Origin of the sequence: Pseudarthrobacter sp. PS3-L1, from assembly GCF_030063285.1 — a bacterium.
In the GTDB taxonomy this organism is placed as follows: domain Bacteria; phylum Actinomycetota; class Actinomycetes; order Actinomycetales; family Micrococcaceae; genus Arthrobacter.
In genome coordinates this window covers 1-19419 of sequence record NZ_JASISU010000009.1, presented here as the reverse complement: position 1 = coordinate 19419, position 19419 = coordinate 1, and the positions used below count along the sequence as shown (strand labels likewise).

17 protein-coding genes are annotated in these 19419 nt (G+C 61.8%); 5 read left to right on the top strand and 12 right to left on the bottom strand.

The window, feature by feature from the left end; genetic code table 11:
• Positions 1-13: 13 nt before the first annotated feature.
• Positions 14-2059, bottom strand: coding sequence for an ABC transporter ATP-binding protein (locus tag QMG79_RS16180; protein WP_502934766.1), 2046 nt, complete (start codon positions 2057-2059; stop codon positions 14-16).
• A gap of 5 nt (positions 2060-2064) precedes the next feature.
• Positions 2065-3807 (bottom strand): ABC transporter ATP-binding protein, encoded by a 1743-nt coding sequence (locus tag QMG79_RS16175; protein WP_283539657.1) that lies wholly within the window; start codon positions 3805-3807, stop codon positions 2065-2067.
• A gap of 218 nt (positions 3808-4025) precedes the next feature.
• Between QMG79_RS16175 and QMG79_RS16170 the strand changes: the two genes are divergently transcribed.
• Together QMG79_RS16170 and QMG79_RS16165 are read left to right on the top strand one after the other, a co-directional pair.
• Positions 4026-4529: a thioredoxin domain-containing protein gene (locus tag QMG79_RS16170; RefSeq protein ID WP_283539656.1), complete on the top strand. Its 504-nt coding sequence runs from the start codon at positions 4026-4028 to the stop codon at positions 4527-4529.
• A 17-nt stretch (positions 4530-4546) separates the two neighbouring features.
• Positions 4547-5389: a cytochrome c biogenesis CcdA family protein gene (locus QMG79_RS16165; RefSeq protein ID WP_283539655.1), complete on the top strand. Its 843-nt coding sequence runs from the start codon at positions 4547-4549 to the stop codon at positions 5387-5389.
• A gap of 36 nt (positions 5390-5425) precedes the next feature.
• Here QMG79_RS16165 and QMG79_RS16160 read toward each other — a convergent pair whose 3' ends face one another.
• The 3 genes from QMG79_RS16160 to glgX form a co-directional block, all read right to left on the bottom strand.
• Positions 5426-6571: a GGDEF domain-containing protein gene (locus QMG79_RS16160; RefSeq protein ID WP_283539654.1), complete on the bottom strand. Its 1146-nt coding sequence runs from the start codon at positions 6569-6571 to the stop codon at positions 5426-5428.
• 112 nt (positions 6572-6683) lie between these two features.
• Entirely contained in the window at positions 6684-7544 is an 861-nt protein-coding gene (locus tag QMG79_RS16155; protein ID WP_283539653.1) for an SDR family oxidoreductase, read from the bottom strand.
• 436 nt (positions 7545-7980) lie between these two features.
• A complete protein-coding gene (gene glgX / locus QMG79_RS16150; protein ID WP_283539652.1) occupies positions 7981-10092 on the bottom strand; it encodes a glycogen debranching protein GlgX in 2112 nt (703 codons plus the stop codon).
• A 151-nt stretch (positions 10093-10243) separates the two neighbouring features.
• Here glgX and QMG79_RS16145 point away from each other — a divergent pair, with 151 nt between their 5' ends.
• The gene (locus QMG79_RS16145) at positions 10244-11050 is read left to right on the top strand and encodes a carbon-nitrogen hydrolase family protein (protein ID WP_283539651.1); all 807 of its coding nucleotides are present in this window, start codon (positions 10244-10246) and stop codon (positions 11048-11050) included.
• Positions 11051-11110: 60 nt separating this feature from the next.
• Here the strand turns inward: QMG79_RS16145 and rlmB are convergent, their stop codons facing one another.
• The 5 genes from rlmB to QMG79_RS16120 all read right to left on the bottom strand — a co-directional run bounded on the left by rlmB (position 11111) and on the right by QMG79_RS16120 (position 15556).
• Positions 11111-12103 carry a 23S rRNA (guanosine(2251)-2'-O)-methyltransferase RlmB gene (rlmB, locus tag QMG79_RS16140; protein WP_283539650.1) on the bottom strand — a complete coding sequence of 331 codons (993 nt, stop codon included), beginning with the start codon at positions 12101-12103 and terminating at the stop codon, positions 11111-11113.
• A 68-nt stretch (positions 12104-12171) separates the two neighbouring features.
• Positions 12172-13635 (bottom strand): cysteine--tRNA ligase, encoded by a 1464-nt coding sequence (gene cysS / locus QMG79_RS16135; RefSeq protein WP_283539649.1) that lies wholly within the window; start codon positions 13633-13635, stop codon positions 12172-12174.
• Positions 13636-13689: 54 nt separating this feature from the next.
• Positions 13690-14178 carry a 2-C-methyl-D-erythritol 2,4-cyclodiphosphate synthase gene (gene ispF / locus QMG79_RS16130; RefSeq protein WP_283539648.1) on the bottom strand — a complete coding sequence of 163 codons (489 nt, stop codon included), beginning with the start codon at positions 14176-14178 and terminating at the stop codon, positions 13690-13692.
• Between the two features lie 8 nt (positions 14179-14186).
• Positions 14187-14996 carry an IspD/TarI family cytidylyltransferase gene (locus QMG79_RS16125; RefSeq protein WP_283539647.1) on the bottom strand — a complete coding sequence of 270 codons (810 nt, stop codon included), beginning with the start codon at positions 14994-14996 and terminating at the stop codon, positions 14187-14189.
• Positions 14997-15073: 77 nt separating this feature from the next.
• Positions 15074-15556 (bottom strand): CarD family transcriptional regulator, encoded by a 483-nt coding sequence (locus QMG79_RS16120; protein ID WP_283539646.1) that lies wholly within the window; start codon positions 15554-15556, stop codon positions 15074-15076.
• Positions 15557-15812: 256 nt separating this feature from the next.
• On the opposite strand from QMG79_RS16120, the gene QMG79_RS16115 reads away from it, so the two are divergent.
• Positions 15813-16391 (top strand): hypothetical protein, encoded by a 579-nt coding sequence (locus QMG79_RS16115; protein WP_283539645.1) that lies wholly within the window; start codon positions 15813-15815, stop codon positions 16389-16391.
• A gap of 118 nt (positions 16392-16509) precedes the next feature.
• Here the strand turns inward: QMG79_RS16115 and QMG79_RS16110 are convergent, their stop codons facing one another.
• Both QMG79_RS16110 and QMG79_RS16105 read right to left on the bottom strand, forming a co-directional pair.
• A complete protein-coding gene (locus QMG79_RS16110) occupies positions 16510-17190 on the bottom strand; it encodes a winged helix-turn-helix domain-containing protein (protein ID WP_283539644.1) in 681 nt (226 codons plus the stop codon).
• A complete protein-coding gene (locus QMG79_RS16105) occupies positions 17187-18395 on the bottom strand; it encodes a sensor histidine kinase (RefSeq protein WP_283539679.1) in 1209 nt (402 codons plus the stop codon). Before QMG79_RS16105 ends, QMG79_RS16110 begins: the two co-directional genes overlap by 4 nt.
• Positions 18396-18592: 197 nt before the next feature.
• On the opposite strand from QMG79_RS16105, the gene phoU reads away from it, so the two are divergent.
• Complete coding sequence (phoU, locus tag QMG79_RS16100) at positions 18593-19255, top strand: phosphate signaling complex protein PhoU (RefSeq protein WP_283539643.1); 663 nt, start codon at positions 18593-18595, stop codon at positions 19253-19255.
• Positions 19256-19419 lie beyond the last annotated feature (164 nt).

The window sequence follows — 19419 nt, the reverse complement described above, 5'->3', positions numbered from 1 at the left end:
CCGAGGTGCCGGGCTAGACCTCGGCCACGGGGGCTGCGAACTGCGCCGCGTAAAGAGCCGCATAGGCTCCGCCCGACGAGAGCAGCCCAGCATGATTACCCTGTTCCACGATCCGCCCGGCCTCCATGACCAGGATGAGGTCTGCATCGCGGATGGTGGAAAGGCGGTGCGCAATGACAAACGAGGTCCGGTCGGAGCGCAGCGCGCTCATGGCCTTCTGTACCAAAACCTCGGTCCGCGTGTCCACCGAGGACGTCGCCTCATCCAGGATCAGCACCGACGGCCGCGCCAGGAACGCCCGCGCAATGGTCAGCAACTGCTTCTCACCCGTGGAAACGTTGGCCCCCTCATCATCAAGGACTGTGTCGTAGCCTTCCGGAAGGGACCGTACGAACCGATCCACGTAGGTGGCTTTCGCTGCCTCCATGATCTCGGATTCAGACGCTGAGGGCCGCCCGTAGGCAATGTTGTCCCGGATGGTCCCGCCAAAGAGCCACGTGTCCTGAAGTACCATCCCCATCCGCGAGCGCAGTCCATCCCTGGTCATCGCTGTGATGTCCACCCCGTCCAGGGTGATCCTGCCGCCATCGAGCTCGTAGAAGCGCATCATCAGGTTCACGAGCGTTGTCTTGCCCGCGCCTGTGGGCCCAACAATCGCCACAGTCTGCCCTGGTTCGGCCACCAGATTCAGGTTGGCAATGAGGGGCTTATCCGCCGAGTATGCGAAGGACACATCCTCAAAGACCAGCTTCCCCCGCGTAGACTCCGGCTCCAGCGCGACATCAGGATCAGCCAGCTGTTCCTCCGTATCCAGCAATTCGAAGACCCGCTCGGCAGAAGCCACGCCTGACTGCAGGAGGTTTGCCATGGATCCCAGCTGGGCCAGCGGCTGCGTGAACTGCCGCGAATACTGGATGAAAGCCTGCACGTCGCCAAGCTGCATGGCTCCGGAAGCAACTTGCAACCCACCCACCACAGCGATCCCCACGTAGACCAGGTTCCCAATAAACGTCATGGCCGGCATGATCAGTCCGGAAATGAACTGTGCACCGAAACTGGCCTGGTACAGCTCCGCATTTTTCTCCCGGAACCGGCCCTCCACCTCGCGCTGCCTACCGAAGACCTTCACCAGCGCGTGCCCGGTGTATGTTTCTTCGATCTGCCCGTTCAGCTCCCCCGTGTGCTTCCACTGCGCCACAAAGAGACGCTGCGAACGCTTGGCAATAAGCGCCGTTGTCACCAGCGTCAGCGGGACGGTGACCAGCGCAATCAACGCCAGGGTGGGCGAGAGGATGAACATCATCACCAGCACACCCACCAGTGTCAGTAGCGAGGTGACCGCCTGGCTGATGGATTGTTGCAGGCTCTGCGAAATATTGTCGACGTCGTTTGTCACCCGGCTGAGCAGCTCACCACGCTGCACAGAATCAAAGTAGCGCAGGGGCAGCCTGTTGATTTTGGCTTCGATCCGTCGCCGCAGCCGGAACACGGTGCGCTGCACAATCCCGTTGAGCACATAGGCCTGAACCCAGCTGAACGCCGAGGCCAGCACATAGAGCGCCAGTGCCCACAGCAGCACATAGGAGAGGGCTGCAAAGTCGATCCCCATGCCCGGGGTCAGCGACATGGCACTGAGCATGTCCGCTTTCTGGTTGTCCCCCGCTGCCCTGAGCTGGGCAATGAGCTGCGCCTGGCTTACCCCCGCAGGCAAATCCTTGGACACCACGCCGGCGAATATCAGGTTGGTCCCTTCGCCGAGCAGCCGCGGCCCAATGACGGAAAAGGCAACACTTACGACGGCGAGACCAAGGACCAGCATCAGCCAGGACCGCTCGGGGCGCAGCTGGCCCACCAGCCGTTTGGCCGAGGGCCAGAAATTCAGCGCTTTCTCCGCAGGTACGTTCATTCCTGCAAAAGGACCACCGCGGCCGGGGCCGCCTTGCGGCCTGGGGATACGGGCACCTTCGACTGGTTCTCCCGGTGCGCCGGGTCCTGCGGCTGACGTTTCTGCGCCTGCCAGCCCCCGGCCGCCGCCATCGGCCGCCCGGCTGCCCTTCATGTCGCTCATGCTGATTCCGCTGCTGCGAGTTGGGAGTTTACAATTTCCTGGTACGTCCCAGAACTTTCCAGCAGTTGCTCATGCGTGCCGTCGGCGACGATCCTGCCGTCGTCGAGCACCAGGATCTGGTCCGCATCCACAATGCTGGAGACCCGCTGGGCGATGATCACCAGAGTGGCGCCAGCGGTGTGTTCCTTGAGCGCCTGGCGCAGCCGGGCATCGGTGGCTGTGTCCAGGGATGAGAACGAATCGTCAAAAATATACAGTTCGGGCCGCTTCACGAGTGCCCTGGCAATGGCGATGCGTTGACGCTGCCCACCGGAAACGTTGGTGCCGCCCTGGGAAATAGTGGCGCCGAGTCCACCGTCCATGTTCCGGACAAAGTCCTCTGCCTGCGCAATGGACAAGGCCAGCCACATCTCATCTTCCGTAGCATCCGGTTTGCCATAGAGCAGGTTGCTCCGAATAGTTCCGGAGAACAGGTAAGGCTTCTGCGGAACCAGGCCAATGTGGCCCCAGAGCAGGTCCGGATCGAGTTCGCGCACATCCACGCCGTCAATCCGTACGACGCCGGACGTGGCATCAAAAAGTCGCGGCATCAGGTTCACCAGGGTCGTTTTCCCTGACCCGGTTGCACCGATGATCGCCGTCGTAGCCCCGGCCGGGGCAGTGAAACTGATGCCTGAGAGCACTGGCCGCTCGGCACCTGGGTAGGCGAATCCGACGTCGCGCATCTGAAGCTCCCCACGCCCCTTCCTGCCGGCGTCAAAACCCACGGGGTGTTCCGGTGGCCGGACACTGGACTCGGTTCCCAGCACCTGCCCAATCCGGTCTGCGGAAACAGCGGCGCGCGGGATCATGATGGCCATGAACGTGGCCATCATGACGGACATCAGGATCTGCAGGAGGTAGCTCAGGAACGCGATCAGCGTTCCCACCTGCATAGAGCCGTCCTGGATCCGGAAAGACCCGAACCAGATCACGGCCACGGAGGAGACATTCAGGACCAGCATGACAAGGGGGAAGGCCAGCGCCATCAGGCGGCCAGCCCGCAATGCCGTATCAGTGACGTCCTCATTGGCCTTTCCGAAACGCTCGGTTTCCAGATCCTCCCGGACAAAGGCGCGGATCACCCGGATTCCGGTGAGCTGTTCGCGGAGTACCCGGTTCACAGTGTCTATGCGGGTTTGCATGAGCCGGAATAGCGGCACCATCCGGATGATGATGAGTCCCACGGCCACCAACAGCACCGGCACGCTGACGGCGATCAGCCAGGACAGCTGTAGGTCCTGGCGCATGGCCATGATCACTCCACCAATGCTGAGCATGGGCGCGGTGACCATGAGCGTGGCGGACATCAGCACCAGTTGCTGGACCTGCTGGACGTCATTGGTGGACCGCGTGATCAGGCTCGGCGCACCAAAGTGCGTGACCTCCTGCTCAGAGAACGCCGCTACCTTGCTAAAAATGGCCCCACGGACATCCCGGCCCATCCCCATCGCCGCTTTGGCACCAAAGTAGACGGCAGCCACGGCACAGACAATCTGCAGCAGCGTCACCAACAGCATCACCCCACCGATGCGCAGAATGTAGTCCGTGTCCCCCTTGGCTACGCCCTCGTCAATGATGTCCGCGTTCAGTGTCGGCAGGTACAGGGACGCGATGGACTGCGCCAGCTGGAAGACAACGACGGCAAGCAACAGCCGCTGATGCGGGCGAAGGTATTCAACAAGTAATTTCCAAAGCATCCGAGCTCCAAGCCGTGTGTCACAAAGAGTGAACCGAATGCCAGCATACGTCCGGAATCAGAGCGCGTGGACACTTCGGGGGCTGGCAGTTTCCTGGCTTAGTTTTGCTCCACGCGAATGATGGAGCTGGGCACGAAAGCCCCTTTTTGTCCGTTGGAAGGAGTGAGATGGGTCGAGTTGACGTCCATCCTCTCCAAGAACATGGGTGGAGTATCCACGTGAAAAAGAACCGCATGACAATCCTTCTGGTGGGCGGCCTCGTGGCACTGGGGACTGCATCCTGCGCGGCACCCGCCACGACGTTGGATGCCAGCGACGCCGCTCCCAACGCCGCACCTGCGGGCCAGCCGACGTCGGACGGTTCTTCCGGAAGTGCAGCCGTGGATGGCGGTAGCTCCGCTACATCCACGCCCGGCAGCTTCACGGACTACACACCCGAAGCGGTTTCCGCCGCAACCGCAGACGAGGACGTGATCCTGTTTTTCCATGCCTCCTGGTGCGCGACCTGCAAGCTCCTTGCCAGCGACATCGAGGCCAACGTCGGGGCTATTCCCGCTGGCGTTAAGATCCTCAAGGTGGACTACGACTCCCAGACTGAACTAAAGCAAAAATACGGCGTGACATTCCAGCACACCCTGGTCCAGGTCCAGCCCGACGGAACCCAGATCGCGAAGTGGAGCCTGAGCCGAGACCTTGACGCACTGGTCAAGGAAATCCGCTAAGCGCCGGCTCAGGCACAGTGGAACTCTTACCGCTTGCGTTCCTGGCGGGCATCCTCACCGTCCTTTCGCCCTGCGTGCTGCCACTTCTTCCTGTGGTCTTGGCCGGATCCGCTGCGGAACAGAACCGTAAGGCGCCGTTCATCATCATCACGAGCCTGGCAGTGTCCGTCTTCGTATTTACCCTTCTGATCAAGGCCACCACCTTGCTGCTGGGAGTTCCCAGCAACGTGTGGCTGATCATTTCCGGCTCATTGGTGGTCCTCATTGGCGCCACTCTGGCATTCCCCCGCGTGTGGGAGTGGATTTCGGACCAGACCAGGCTCCAGGCGGCATCCAGCAGGATCTCAGCAGGATCCACGAACCGGACAGGAACGTCCCGTAGTGTCCTGCTGGGTCTTTCGCTGGGGCCTGCGTTCACCAGCTGCAGTCCCACCTATGGGCTGATCCTTGCCGTGGTGCTGCCTGCAAATCTCGCTGTGGGACTGAGTAACCTGGCAGCGTACACGTTGGGCCTGTCGGCAGTGCTGCTGGTGGTGGCCCTGGGCGGGAGGCGCGTGACAAGGAAACTGGGTTGGGCCAGCAACCCGAAAGGAACGTTCCGCCGCGGGTTGGGAATTTTCCTGGTGCTCGTGGGCCTGCTCATTGCTTCAGGCCAGATACGCCACGTTGAGACATGGCTGGTGGAGCGCGGTTTCTTGGGTACCGTATCCCTGGAAGACGGATTCATCGAAGAGGTGCAGGCACCCGGCGGCCCGGCAAACAATGGGGCACCGGCAATCGAGCAGCCACGACATAAACCCGCCGCGGCACCGTCCGAGGTGGCCTCCCCGTCCGATATCACAGCGCTGCTGGCCGGGTGACTCCCACCAGCAAGACTGTGGAAAAGTAGAGCGGACTCAGGACTGCGGCGGTGCACTCACAATGGTGTCCCGACCCCTGTCCTTTGCTTCATACAGCGCAGTATCCGCGTCCTTGATCAAGTCGGGGAGCGCTACGTCCGTTCCCGTGGACCGGGAGATTCCATAGCTCACCGTCGGAAGGGCAACACCGCCGGGTTTCTCCATGGCTTTCAGGCGCACGCTGATCTCCCTGGAAATCGCCGTAGCTTGATCCGGCAGCACACCCGAAAGGAAAATGACGAACTCCTCGCCGCCGTAGCGGCCAACAAGGTCCGTCCGGCGCACAGCCGCCTGGCAAGCGTCAGCGAATGCTTTGATGGCGACATCGCCTGCAGCATGCCCGTGGGTGTCATTGATACTTTTGAAATGATCCAGGTCTGCCATGATCACCGTGGCACTGACCCTCCGGAGCTGACTTTCCTTCAGTTCCACTTCGGCCAGTTCAGTAAAAGCTGCACGGTTCAGGAGCCCCGTCAGGTCATCCCTGGTTGCTTTCTCGCGCAGCGAGCTGATGAGCTGGTCATTGCTCAGGGCCGTCATGCTGAACGCGACAATCACCAGCAGGACTGTGAGGAACGATGCGGTGATCGCTGGGCCGAGAAACATCCGGAAGAGATCGCTTCCCGGGCCTGACACGACATACACCACCGCCCGGACAGCGAAGTAACAACCAAGGCTGAGGGCCGTAAGCAGCAAGGGTACATGGGCCTTCGTATTGACTGTTTTCAGAAGGAACAGCTCCCAGGCGGCGAGTGCCATCCCGGTGCCCATCAGGAGCAGGTACAAAAGTCCAACGGGAGCTGAGGCAATTTCCGTCTGATCGAATGCCGTACCTATTGCTGCCGCAGCCCCCGCAGCCGGCGCAAACCAGGCATGCATCACCCTTCGTCGCAGGGACCTGGTGGCACCCCAGACACAAAACGAGCCAGTAACAAGAAGTGCGTTGCCCAAGGGAATTGCCCACCACTGGGCAGACGCGCCGGGCCAGGACAGTGCGAGGTTGGAGGCCAGCCAAAGGCCCAGGGCCACACACCACCAACCGTTATAGGCTGACCGGGTCTTCCGGTAGGAGCCAAGAAACAACAAGCACAGGGTCAGCGTCACTAACCCCAAAACAAATTTCACGCTGACCGGATCGAGCATTTTTCCCCTATTGACGACAATTCACCCTAAGGCAACTCGGCTCAAGTGACTCAATCGGCTACTGAGCAGGGCAAACGCCTCCAACCCGAGCCGTTCTCCGATAGATCTGAAACTACAGACCCACCCACCCTGCCGTCATGGACGTCACGCGGTTCCCAGTGACGTCGGCTAGCTTGTTCGCGACGAAGTCCCTGGCCCACTCCGAGGTCTGGATCCGGAAGTCTGGGCTGCTGTCCTCAAGGCTGCGCAGAATCGTCTCGGCAACCGGCTCGGGGGCCTGCGCGCTGGTGGTGTCGAACTGCTGCGCACTGCGGCCCAGGTACGAGGAAAGCGCAGGTCCGTAACTACCGGATTGCCTGACCATGGCCGGGGCATCGATCCCGGCGTTGGCAACAAACTCCGTGGAAACGGCGCCTGGCTCGATGATGTGCACACCTACGCCTACCGTCTTGGCCACCGGCTGCAGGCTCTCCAGGAAGCCTTCGACGGCGAACTTGGCAGCGCAGTACGCCTCGTTGAAAGGCTGACCCACGGCGCCACCCACCGAGCTAACAGTGATTACCCGGCCGCCGCTTGCCCGCAGGTGCGGCATGGCTGCGCGGGTCAGTGCCACTACCCCGAAGAAGTTGACCTCCATCGCGGAGCGGAAGTCCGCCAGGGCCAGCACCTCCACCGTTCCGACGGCCGCACTACCAGCGTTGTTCACCACGGCGTCGAGCCTGCCGTAGCGCTCCACGCAGTACTGCACCTCTCGTTCAACATCCGCTTCCTTTGTCACATCCAGTTCCCGGATTTCCAGGGCCACGCCGGCTGCTGCGGCTGCGGACTCCAGCGGGCCGGACTTGGCAAGGTCCCGCATGGTGGCGATGGTGGTCCACCCCGCACGGGCTGTGGCCACCGCGGTGGCGAGGCCAATCCCGGACGAGGTCCCGGTGATCAAAACTGTGCGCGAGTCAATGTCTGTGGTGTTCATGGGATGCCAATCAGGTCAGGCGGCTAATGGGGTGTTCCGGCGGAGCACTCTGGACTGTAGCGCACCAACCGGTGCTGGCAACCCAGGATCGCAGCAGGCTCGAGGGTGCACCCACGGCGGTCCTGCCCAATCTGTTCGCTCATGCGGTGAGACTACAAGTGCACGTTGATGGGGTAAAGGCCAGGAGCCCACCGGTTCCAGTCTGCTCTTTACCTCGGGCCCGGATCCTGGAGCGTTCCCGAGACGTACCTGCGGCATTTCCCACCCTTTGTGGACCCACCGGCCGCATTTCACGGCCTAACCTCATCGCCACCGCACCGAGGTCGCGGGAACGGGTCCTGTTCGCGGGAACGTTCCCGCGAACACGACCCGTTCCCGCGAACACGAGACAAACCAGCGAACTCGAAACCCGGAGCGGCTGGCGCGCATGGGGTTTCTACGTCCGGTAGGTGCTGATGGAGTAGCCTTCCACCAGATCCGGTCCGCCCGCCTCGATCAGCGTTCCCCGACGTTTGTCCTGCAGGTCCGCGGTGGCAAGGCGGAGTTCAAAGTCCCGGTAGCCCACGCCGTCGTCATTGGAGACCTTGGGCACGGAAATGGTGATGTCCTCAGAACTACCATTGACCACCACCAGCCCAGCCACCATCCCATTTTCTGCGCCCAGGAGAAGCTGGACTACCCGGTGCTGCGGATCGTTCCACTGCTCCATGGACATGGGCTCGCCCTGGGCGTCAAACCAGTGCATGTAGGACAGCCCTGTCCGCTGCGGATAATCGCGCGGCTGGCCTGCAAGGAATTCCTTGCGAAGCCTAATGAAACGCTTGGTATGGCGCAGCATGTGCTGGGTTTCTGGAGTGCGGGTCCAGTCCAGCCACGCAATGGCGTTGTCCTGGCAATAGGCATTGTTGTTGCCCTGCTGGGAGCGGCCCATCTCATCCCCGGCCGTAATCATGGGAACGCCCAGGGAGATCATCAGCGAAGCCATCATGTTCCGGCTGGTCCGCGCCCGGTGCCGGAGGATTTCCTCATCCTCCGTACGGCCTTCGAAGCCGTGGTTGTAGCTGTGGTTATCGCTGGATCCGTCGCGGTTCTGCTCGCCGTTGGCCTCATTGTGCTTACGGTCATAGGACACCAGATCCGCGAGCGTGAAACCATCATGGGCAGTGATCAGGTTGACGGAGGCCAACCGCGAGCGGCCAGACTCCTCAAAGAGCCCAGCGGATCCGGACAGGACGTCAGCCAGCCGCGCAACGGAGGCACCTTGGCCGCCGTTTTCAATGGCACCCCGGTCAGAAACCCAGAAATTACGCACCGCATCGCGGAAATGATCGTTCCAGTCCACCCAGCCTGAGGGGAAACGGCCCGTCTGCCACCCGCCATATCCAATGTCCCATGGCTCCGCAATCAGCTTTACGTCCGACAGCACAGGATCTGCTGCGACGGCCACCAGGAACGGATGCCGAGGGTCAAACTCGTTGTTGGCGTTGCGGGCCAGCGTCACAGCCAAGTCAAAGCGGAAGCCATCAATGTGGAATTCATCTACCCAATACCGCAGCGAGTCGAGGACCAGCTGCACCACGCGCGGCTGGCCAAAGTTCATGCTGTTTCCGCAACCGGTAGTGTCCTCGTAGCGTCCGTTGCCGTCGGTGCGGTAATACGTGTCCTCACCCAGCCCGCGGAAGCTCAATGCCGTCTGGCCCGGCCCACCCTCGGCAGTGTGGTTGTAGACCACGTCAAGGATGACCTCGAGGCCTGCAGCGTGCAGCAGCTTGACCATGCCCTTGAACTCATCCTGGACGGCATGCGGTCCCGCTTCCTGCGCTGCCTTGGTGGCGTAGTCCTGATGCAGGGCAAAGAATGCAGCCGTGTTGTAGCCCCAGTAGTTGGTGAGGCCGAGGTCCTGCAGATGGGGTTCATCAAGGTGGTAGTGCACCGGCAGCAACTGGATGGACGTGACGCCCAATGCGAGAAGGTGGTCGATGATGGCTGGGTGCGCCATGCCCGCGTACGTTCCCCGGAGTTCTTCGGGAACGTCCGGATGGAGCATGCTCTGCCCACGGACGTGGGCCTCGTAGACAATGGTGTTGCGCCAGTGCAGCCGCGGCCGGTCATCGTCGCCCCAGTCGAAGTCCCCTGCCATCCGGACGCTCGTCAGGAATCCCTCATGCTCATCCACTGCCCTGCCGTAGGGGTCCAGCAGGAGCGGTTGGCCGCCGTCGTTGTCCACATCTGCCGTGGGGGACGCAAAGGGCAGCGCGTCCTCGGCTGACGCCGCACGGAAGCCATACCTGGATCCAAACGGGAAGTCATCGACGAGTCCATGATGGACACCGTCCGTCACTGTTGCCAGTTCCTGGACTTTCCAGTCAGTACCCGGCGCACGGTAAACCACCTCGACGTTGGCCAGGCCAGGCGCGTACACGGCCACGTTGGCAAGGTGTTCAGGACCGGCATTTCGGCCAGACGGGGTTCGCGGCGCACTGACCCCCAGTGGCAGTGGCTTTGAGAAATCAGTGACGAAAGCAGTGTCGTCGACGGGCATAACCATCCTCAAATCCTATCTGCCAGTGTCCTTGTGCCCTTGCCAGCAAAAATATTACGTGCTTGTGGTGCATCACTGGGCGCGTTCCGCGGCGGCAGTTTTCGCCCGAATGAAGGACCCACGCATACTGGAGGGAGACAATTTTCTTGGAGGAACTGTGCGCATTGCCCTTGCCCAGATCATCACTGGCCCCGACGTCACAGCCAATGGCGACCTTCTGGAATCTGCCGCGCGGGAAGCGCACAAAGGCGGTGCTGACTTGGTCATTTTTCCGGAGGCGGCCATGCGCGCTTTCGGGTACTCACTGGTGGACATCGCCGAACCGCTGGATGGTCCGTGGGCCACACGGGTCCGCGAGCTTGCGGCATCACTGGACCTGGTCATTGTGGCTGGTATGTTCACGCCGGGAGCGCCCAGCAACGGACGAGCCCGCGTCCGCAATACGCTGCTGGCCACCGGTCCGGGCGTGGATGTCAGCTACGACAAGATCCATCTTTTTGATGCGTTTGGATTCCTTGAATCCAGCACTGTGGAACCAGGCGGCACGGCTGTAACGTTCGACGCCGGCGGGCTGACTTTTGGCCTGACCACCTGCTACGACCTTCGATTTCCCGCCCTCTTCACGGAAAATGCGACCCTCGGCGCGCAGGTGAACATCGTGGCTGCTTCGTGGGGCGCCGGGCCGGGCAAAGTGGAGCAGTGGAACCTTCTGGCACGTGCACGCGCACTGGATTCGACGACGTTCCTTCTCGCGTGCGGGCAGGGAGACCCCGCCTCCCAGGGCACGGAAAGTTCGCCGGGCGCACCCACGGGGGTGGGACACTCGGCTGTTATTTCCCCCTTGGGTGAGGTCCTTGACCAACTCGACGGCGCACCCGGGCTGCTCTTCGCAGACCTCGATGCCGCCGTCGTGGACGCTGCCCGGGAAACACTCCCCGTGTTGGCGAACCGCCACATTTTCTGAGACTCACGCCAGGTCAGGCCTCGTAACGGCAACCTGACCTGGCGAGGGACGTAAGAAGTGCTACTTGGACGTGGCGCGCTGCCTGGAAACCTCGTACAGCGAGATGCCCACGGCCATGGACGCGTTGAGGGACTCCATGGCCGAGTTGATCGGGATGGAGACAATCTGGTCGCAGTTTTCGCGGACCAGGCGGCTCAGGCCCTTGCCCTCGGAGCCCACCACAATACAGATCGGCTCTGATGCCAGGGACAGATCCGGCAGCGAGACGTCGCCGTCACCATCGAGCCCCAGAACGTAGATACCCATGTTCTTGAACTGCTTGAGGGCACTGTTCAGGTTTGCTGCGCGGGCCACCGGCACCCGCACTGCGGCTCCAGCGCTGGTCTTCCAGGCCGACGCCGTCACACCCACCGAGCGACGCTCCGGAACAATGACACCGTGGCCGTTGAAGGCTGAGACCGAACGGATGATCGCACCCAGGTTGCGGGGGTCCGTGATGCCATCAAGGGCAACAAACAACGGTGCGTTCGGGACGTGGCCCTTCTTCCACTTGGCCACTGTCTCCTCTGCGAGGTCGTAGGCATCCTGGTACTCATACGGCGGGATCTGCAGGACCAGGCCCTGGTGGATCGCATCGTCTGTCATCCGGTCAAGTTCCGGCTTACCCGTTTCCAGCAGCGGGATGCCACGTTCTGCGGCAAGCTTCAGGGATTCCTTGACGCGGTCATCCATTTCAATGCGGATGGCAATGTGCAGGGCCTTCGCGGGGATGCCTGCGCGCAAGGCTTCCACCACAGAGTTACGGCCGGTCACGACCTCTTCGGTGGCACGGCCCTTGGGCCCTGTGCGGGATGCCCCGGCACTGCGCGCGCCGGGAGAACGCTTGGCAGCGGAGCGCTCCGCAAGCTGCTTGCTCTTGTGCGCTTTGTGATAGGGGCGGTCCTCGGCTTTGGGTGTGGGACCCTTACCTTCGAGACCCTTGCGACCGTGGCCACCCGTTCCGATTGTGGGACCCTTCTTTGCCTTGACCGCTCGGCGACCGTTGTTGGCCATGTGTTCCACCCTTGATTGTTTCGACTGAATCTGCTTACCAGTCTACTGACTCAGGTGAAATCGGCATTTCAGTCCCGCGCCAAGCTCCAGGTAGCGCCGTCGGCACCGTCTTCAACGACGACGCCGGCCGCCTTCAGTGTGTCGCGGATGGCATCCGAAGCAGCCCAGTCCTTCGCCGCACGGGCCTCGGTGCGCGCAGCCAGTTGGGACTTGACCATGACATCCAGTGCAGCGGCCGCTTTGCCGCCAGAGACCTGCTGTTGGGTCGCATCGAGGCCCAACACTCCAGTCATCGTAAACACTGCGTTCCTGGCATGGCGGGCATTCTCGTCGTCGCCGGCAGCCAGGGCCGAGTTCCCGATACGGACTGTGTCGTGGAGCGCAGCCAACGCCCGTGGAACGTTGAGGTCGTCGTCCATGGCAGCAGCAAAGGACGCTGCGGATTCTGTTGACGTACCGAAGTCACCTGCAATAAAACCAAAGTCTGAACCGAAACGGGCAGCTGCCTTGGCCAGGAAACCGTCAATGCGTTCAAGCGCTGCTGCCGCTTCCTGCAGGGACGCTGGCTGGTAGTCAAGGATGGACCGGTAGTGCGCCTGGCCCAGGTAATAACGGACCACCCGCGCTGGAACCTGTTCCAGCATCTGGGCCGGGCTGATGGTATTCCCCAAGGATTTGGACATTTTTTCGCCCTGGTAGGTCACCATCCCGTTGTGCATCCAGAAGTTCGCGAATCCGTGGCCAGCAGCCTGCGACTGTGCCATCTCGTTCTCGTGGTGCGGGAAACGCAGGTCCAACCCGCCGCCGTGGATATCAAATTCGGTGCCCAGATACTTGGTGACCATGGCTGAGCATTCCAGGTGCCACCCCGGCCGCCCGGTCCCCCACGGTGATGCCCACCCCGCCGTCGTCGGGTCACTGTCCTTGCTGCCCTTCCACAGGGCGAAATCCCGGGGGTCCTTCTTGCCGCGCGGGTCAGCGTCGGGCGCTCCCTGCATGTCGTCAATGTTCTGCCTGGTCAGGCTGCCATAGGCGGGCCAGGAGCGGACATCGAAGTAGACATCGCCGGAATCATCGGTGGCGGGGTAGGCGTGGCCGCGGTCCATGAGCTGCTGGATCAGGGCCTGCATCTCGGGGATGTGACCCGTAGCGCGGGGCTCATACGTGGGGCGCTGGACACCCAGGGCGTCGTAGGACTTCAGGAACTCCTGCTCGAAGCGGTAGGCCAGGGCCCACCACTGTTCCTCGCGAACGGAATTCGGGCCACCCTCGAAGCCAGCCGCAAAAGAATCGGCCGATTTTGCCAGGATCTTGTCGTCGATGTCCGTGACGTTTCGAACCACCGTTACCGTGAAGTTCCGGTACCGGAGCCACCGCGTGAGCTGATCAAAGGCGATGGCGGAGCGCATGTGGCCTACGTGGGGCATGCCCTGGACGGTGGCGCCACAGTAGTAAAGGCTGGCCTTGCCCGGGGTCAGGGGGATGAAGTCGCGGACTTCGGCGGAAGCGGTGTCATAAAAGCGCAGGGTCACGGGTCAACGTTAGCCGATCCGGTTCCCCATGACGCAGCGGACGCCACGGCTGAGCTAGACCTGCGCCGGATAAACCAGGGCAGTGGCAATGGCGGAGATCCCCTCACCCCTGCCCGTGAAGCCCAAGCCGTCGCTGGTGGTGGCCGTGACACTGACGGATGCGCCTGCCGCCGCAGTCAGTACCCGCTGGGATTCCTCGCGGCGTGGCCCAAATTTAGGTTTATTGGCCACAAACTGCACGGCCACGTTGCCTATTTCGAAGCCCGCAGCCCGCACAATACGCGCCGCCTCGGACAACAGCACCACTCCTGACGCACCTGCAAGTTCGGGACGGTCGGTACCGAAGTGGGTGCCTAGATCGCCGATCCCGCAGGCGGAGAAGAGGGCATCCGCTGCGGCGTGGGCTACGGGGTCGCCGTCGGAGTGACCAGCCAGTCCCCGTTCGCCGTCCCAGAACAAACCGCCTAACCACAGCGGCTGCGGCTGATCGGCGGGAGCGTAGGCGTGGACGTCAACGCCAATACCGGTACGGGGAACAATCATGGGCAGGTTCATCCTTCGCTCCAGCGTGCGCCGAGGGGGCCCTCTAGCAACCCCTCCGCAATAACAAGGTCAAGTGGGGTAGTGATTTTCAGGGACTGGGTGGAACCCACCACAACGTGGACCGGAAGCCCCAGGAATTCCACCAGCATGGCGTCATCGGTGATCGAAGCTGCTGTCTCAACGTCAAAGTCGACGGCGGTTGCGTGGGCCCGGAGCAGGGTGTCTACGTCAAATCCCTGCGGTGTCTGGACAGCACGGAGCTGGCCACGAACCGCAGTACCCGTCACCACTTCGGGGGCCATCGTAGCGGCACTACCTTCTGTGGGCGCCACCATTTTGATGGTATCCACCACCGGGATCGCGGGAATTACGGCGACAGCGCCAGCCTTGAGGGCGCCAACCACCCTTCGGAAGACGCTGGCAGGCGTCAGTGCACGGGCGGCGTCGTGGACCAGGACCTTCTCGGTGCCCTCAAGGAGGCCAGCCAGTGCGGACTGGACGGAATCCTGGCGGGTAGCGCCGCCGTCGACGGTTGTCACAGCGGGGTGTGCAGCGGTCCCGCGCACACCGGCACTGGAGCGGGCAAGTTCCGCGACGAACGTGGCACAGATGTCTGCTAGCTGCCGGTCACCCGCGGGCAGGGCCACGCAGATCTGACGGGCTACGCCAGCGGCAGCTACTCCGCGCAGGGCGTGCAGCAGGATGCTCTCTCCGCTGAGCGGAACTGCGGCCTTGGGAATACCAAAGCCGAGGCGTTGCCCGGAGCCGGCCGCGACAACAATCACCGCAAGGGATGGCGTGGGGGGCTGGGTATTCATGGAAGCAAGCCTACGTGCCTCCCCCACCGGGCAAAAAGAAACCCCGGCTGCACCTGTGTGCGGCCGGGGTTCGATTTTCAGGAAGCTAGGACCTCGTCCAGAACAGTTGCTGCCTGTTCTTCGTCGGTCTTCTCTGCCAGTGCCAACTCTGAGATCAGAATCTGCCGCGCCTTGGCCAGCATTCTCTTCTCGCCTGCGGAAAGGCCCCGGTCGTGATCCCGGCGCCAGAGGTCGCGGACAACCTCGGCTACCTTGATGACGTCACCGGATGCAAGCTTCTCCAGGTTGGCCTTGTAACGACGTGACCAGTTGGTGGGCTCTTCTGTGAACTCGGCACGGAGAACGTCAAAAACGTGTTCCAGGCCTTCTTTGCCCACTACATCGCGCACACCCACCAGATCAACATTCTCTGCTGGAACTTCAATGGTCAGATCACCCTGGGCCACCTTGAGCTTGAGATACATTTTCTCTTCGCCCTTGACGGTGCGCATTTTGATTTCTTCAATCTTCGCAGCGCCGTGGTGAGGGTAAACTACTGTCTCGCCGACCTCAAATACCATGTGAACATAACCCCTTTCCCGGAGATAAGTTTATCACGTTTAAGGCATATGACCGTCCGCTTTGTAGCGTCAGAACCGCTTGAAACCGGGGAAAACAGGGGTGATCCAGCTCCTGCGACCCCTTGACGAACGCAGATAATAGTGCATTGGTGGACCTCTGCCAAGGCCAATCCGACAGTCCCGAATCCGCGTTTAAGCTGGTTTGCCGATAGGCTAGGGGCGAATAATGTTTCAAGACTCTCAAGGAGTACGTGACGTGCGTTTCACTGCAAACAAAAGGGCTGGACGCGGCAAAGTTGTGCTGGCATCCGCTGCCCTGGCCATCAGCCTCCTGACCGTGAGCGGCTGCGGCTACATCACACCCCAGCAGACCACTGCCAGGTACGCCGCTTCTGATGGAATCCAGGCCGACCTCGGACCACTGCAGCTCCGGAACATGCTTATCGTCTCCGCGGGCGAGAACGAGCCTGGCCGCGTACTCGGTGCCGTGTACAACTCCTCCTCCAAGGACATCACGCTTACCATCAGCGGCGCAGAGGGCTCGGAGACCCAGATCCCGGTCAAGGCGCAGTCCTCGACAATGCTCACCGATATGACCGATCCGGCAATCCTGAGCACCACCGGCGCACCCGCTGGTTCTGTCCTGAATGCCCGGATCTTCGAAAATGGAACCAACCTGGCGAATGACCTGACGCTCCCTGTCCTGGACTCCACCCTTGCGGAGTACCGGAAGTACATCCCGGAGGGGGCAGAGTCCGCCAATCCCACCGAGTCTGCCGGGTCCTCCAGTTCGCCGACGCCTTCTGCCACTTCGACACCAACGACTGGCGGCTGACCAGCCAAGCTTGCAACAACAGATTTTCAAGCTACAAAAGAGGGGCTCCCACGGGAGCCCCTCTTTTTTCTATCCACAATCATCATTCCCGGCCACTGACCCGGGCGAAACTTTCGGCTCAGGGTTCGAACTTGTAGCCCAGTCCGCGCACAGTAACCAGGTACCGCGGCAGGGACGGGTCCGGCTCAATTTTGCTGCGCAGCCGCTTGACGTGTACATCAAGGGTTTTGGTGTCTCCCACATAATCGGAGCCCCACACCCTGTCGATGAGTTGACCGCGCGTGAGGACCCTGCCTGAATTACGGAGCAGCATTTCGAGCAGCTCAAATTCCTTCAGCGGAAGCGAGACTTGCTGCCCATCTACGCTGACGACATGCCGCTCGATGTCCATCCGGACAGGGCCTGCCTGGACGGTGGCGGAAATGAGCTCTTCGGGTTCGCCCTGGCGCCGCAGCACTGCGCGTACGCGGGCCACCAGTTCGCGGGAAGAGTATGGCTTGGTGACGTAGTCATCGGCGCCAAGCTCCAGGCCCACCACCTTGTCGATTTCCGAGTCCTTGGCCGTCAGCATGATCACCGGGACGCTGGAGCGCTGGCGCAGTTGCCGGCAGACTTCCGTTCCCGACTGGCCAGGCAGCTGCAGGTCCAGGAGGACAAGGTCAGCGCCGTTCCTGTCGAACTCGGTAATGGCATCCAATCCGTTGTCCACCACCTCGACGTCGAATCCTTCCTTACCCAGCAGGTAAGACAGCGGATCACTGAACGATTCTTCGTCTTCGACAATGAGAATCCTGCTCAAGCGGTGGCTCCTTGTTCATGGACGCCAGGGGCGTCGGGTCGGATACTGGCCCCGGCAAGGCGGGGAAGGGACGTTGGATCGCTGTCTTCGACTTCCAGTTCGGGTAGCCGGAGCGTGAAGGTTGAACCCTGGCCAGGCTGGGACCAGAGGGTCACCTCGCCACCATGGTTGGAGGCGACATGTTTGACAATGCTCAGGCCCAGGCCGGTGCCACCGGTCTGTCGGGAACGTGCGGCGTCCACGCGGTAAAACCGTTCAAAGACGCGCTCCTGGTCCTCTGCAGTAAGGCCGTCGCCCTGGTCAGTGACCGAAACGGAGATGAGGCCCTCGCGGGAACGTACTCCGATTCCTACAGTGGTGTTTTCCGGCGAGTAGCGAATGGCGTTGTCGATCAGGTTCCGCAGGGCGGTAACCAACAGATCTTGATCACCGTAGACCTGCGCTGCGACCCGGCTGCCAATCATGATCTCAATGTTTTTGGTCTCCGCAGTGAGCAGCGACCTGTCCACGGCCTCGGAAATCACCGTGTTGATGTCAACCGGGTGCGCCTTTTGGTTGATGCTGGCGCCCTGCAGTCGGGAGAGCTCAATGATGTCCTGCACCAGAGCCGCCAACCGTCCTGATTCCTTGTGCATCCGCTTCGCGAACCGGCGGACCGCCTCTTCGTCATCCGCCGAGGATTCGAGTGCCTCGGCCAGCAGGGAGATGGCACCCACTGGCGTTTTGAGCTCGTGGGAAACGTTGGCCACAAAGTCGTTGCGGATTTCCTCGGTGCGGGTGATCTCTGTCCTGTCATCGGCCAGGAGGACAATATATTCCTCACCCAGCATGGCTGCACGGACCTGGACGATGATGGTTCCCTGCCCCAGCGGTCCCCGTGGGAGTTCGAGCTGGCGTTCCAGGATCACACCGTCCCGGCGCACTTTGGCCGTCATGTCGAGAAGTTCGCTGTGGACCACCGTGTGCCCGCGGACCAGGCCGAAGGCATAGGCGGCGGGACTGGCCCGGACCACGCCATCGATCGCGTCCACCACAACAAAGGCGCGGCCTACAACGGCCAGGACCTCGGCAGAGCCGGCCGGCAGGACAGGCTCGTCGCTGGCAATGTCGACAATGCTGCGCTGCCTTTCACTGGTCCGGAACGCGAGCACGCCAAAGGTGCCTAGCGCCAGGCCAACAAGGCCGGCTATGACACCGATAAGCATGGGATCCACGGGACCAGCTTATGCTCTTGCCCGCGCCGTCTTGGCCCATTCGGCGCAATACTGTGCCGGTTCAGCTAACGTTCATGTTCCGATGCCCAGACGTTCACCAGCGGCTGGAAGTATATGGAGTTGGACTGCCGAAGGGCGAGATTGAAATCCGGCGCTGCGCCAAGGGTTTCCAAAGAAAGGACGCCTCCGTGCGTAAGGTTTTTCAGGAAGAGCTCACCCAGGTGGGCGAAGATCTCATCGAAATTTCACAGCTGGTCACCGAAGCCATCAAGAAGGCAACTACCTCCTTTGATGGCGCCGACGTGGACCTCGCCCAAGACGTCATTGCCGCTGATGCCCGGATCGATTTCCTGCAGAACAGCCTGGACGAACGCGCCATCGATATCCTTGCACTGCAGGGCCCCGTGGCCAGTGATCTGCGCATGATTGTGGGGTCGCTGCGGATGAGCGCTTCGCTGGAACGCATGGGTGACCTGGCCCGGCACATTGCCCAGCTGGCCCGCCTGCGTTTCCCTGCCACCGTCATTCCCGTCCAGCTGGCCGCAACGTTCCACAGTTTCGCGGAACAGGACATCATCATTGCCACCAAGCTCACCGAACTCCTGGAAACCCGTGACCTGGAAGTTGCACGGGATATTTTCAAGGCAAACTCAGTGGTGAACGACCTTCACCTGAGCGTTTTTAAGGCTATTGCCCACAGTGACTGGAAAGAAGCGCCAGCGACCACCGTGGACGTGGCTCTGGCGAGCCGCTACTTCGAACGCTTCGCCGACCATGGCGTGTCCGTGGCCCAGAAGGTCACCTACCTGGTCACCGGCGACTGGCAGCCGAACACCTCCCAGCCCGTCTGACCTGCACGCCAGCGAGCACGGCGGCACCACGGAACGTACGACGGCGGCTGCAGTTCACGACGACGCTAGGCTTAAGCGGTGGTACAGAAAGCGGAGCGGGTGGCGGGAGTCACGGGAGAGGCCCAGGCGATGGCCGGGCCAGCGGGTCCGCTCCGCGCTACCCG

Coding starts and splice junctions, on each gene's coding strand:
- QMG79_RS16180 (WP_502934766.1), bottom strand. CDS start 2,059: ATGAAGGGCAGCCGGGCGGCCGATGGCGGCGGCCGGGGGCTGGCAGGC.
- QMG79_RS16175 (WP_283539657.1), bottom strand. CDS start 3,807: ATGCTTTGGAAATTACTTGTTGAATACCTTCGCCCGCATCAGCGGCTG.
- QMG79_RS16160 (WP_283539654.1), bottom strand. CDS start 6,571: ATGCTCGATCCGGTCAGCGTGAAATTTGTTTTGGGGTTAGTGACGCTG.
- QMG79_RS16155 (WP_283539653.1), bottom strand. CDS start 7,544: ATGAACACCACAGACATTGACTCGCGCACAGTTTTGATCACCGGGACC.
- glgX (WP_283539652.1), bottom strand. CDS start 10,092: ATGGTTATGCCCGTCGACGACACTGCTTTCGTCACTGATTTCTCAAAG.
- rlmB (WP_283539650.1), bottom strand. CDS start 12,103: ATGGCCAACAACGGTCGCCGAGCGGTCAAGGCAAAGAAGGGTCCCACA.
- ispF (WP_283539648.1), bottom strand. CDS start 14,178: ATGATTGTTCCCCGTACCGGTATTGGCGTTGACGTCCACGCCTACGCT.
- QMG79_RS16125 (WP_283539647.1), bottom strand. CDS start 14,996: ATGAATACCCAGCCCCCCACGCCATCCCTTGCGGTGATTGTTGTCGCG.
- QMG79_RS16120 (WP_283539646.1), bottom strand. CDS start 15,556: ATGGTATTTGAGGTCGGCGAGACAGTAGTTTACCCTCACCACGGCGCT.
- QMG79_RS16105 (WP_283539679.1), bottom strand. CDS start 18,395: ATGCTTATCGGTGTCATAGCCGGCCTTGTTGGCCTGGCGCTAGGCACC.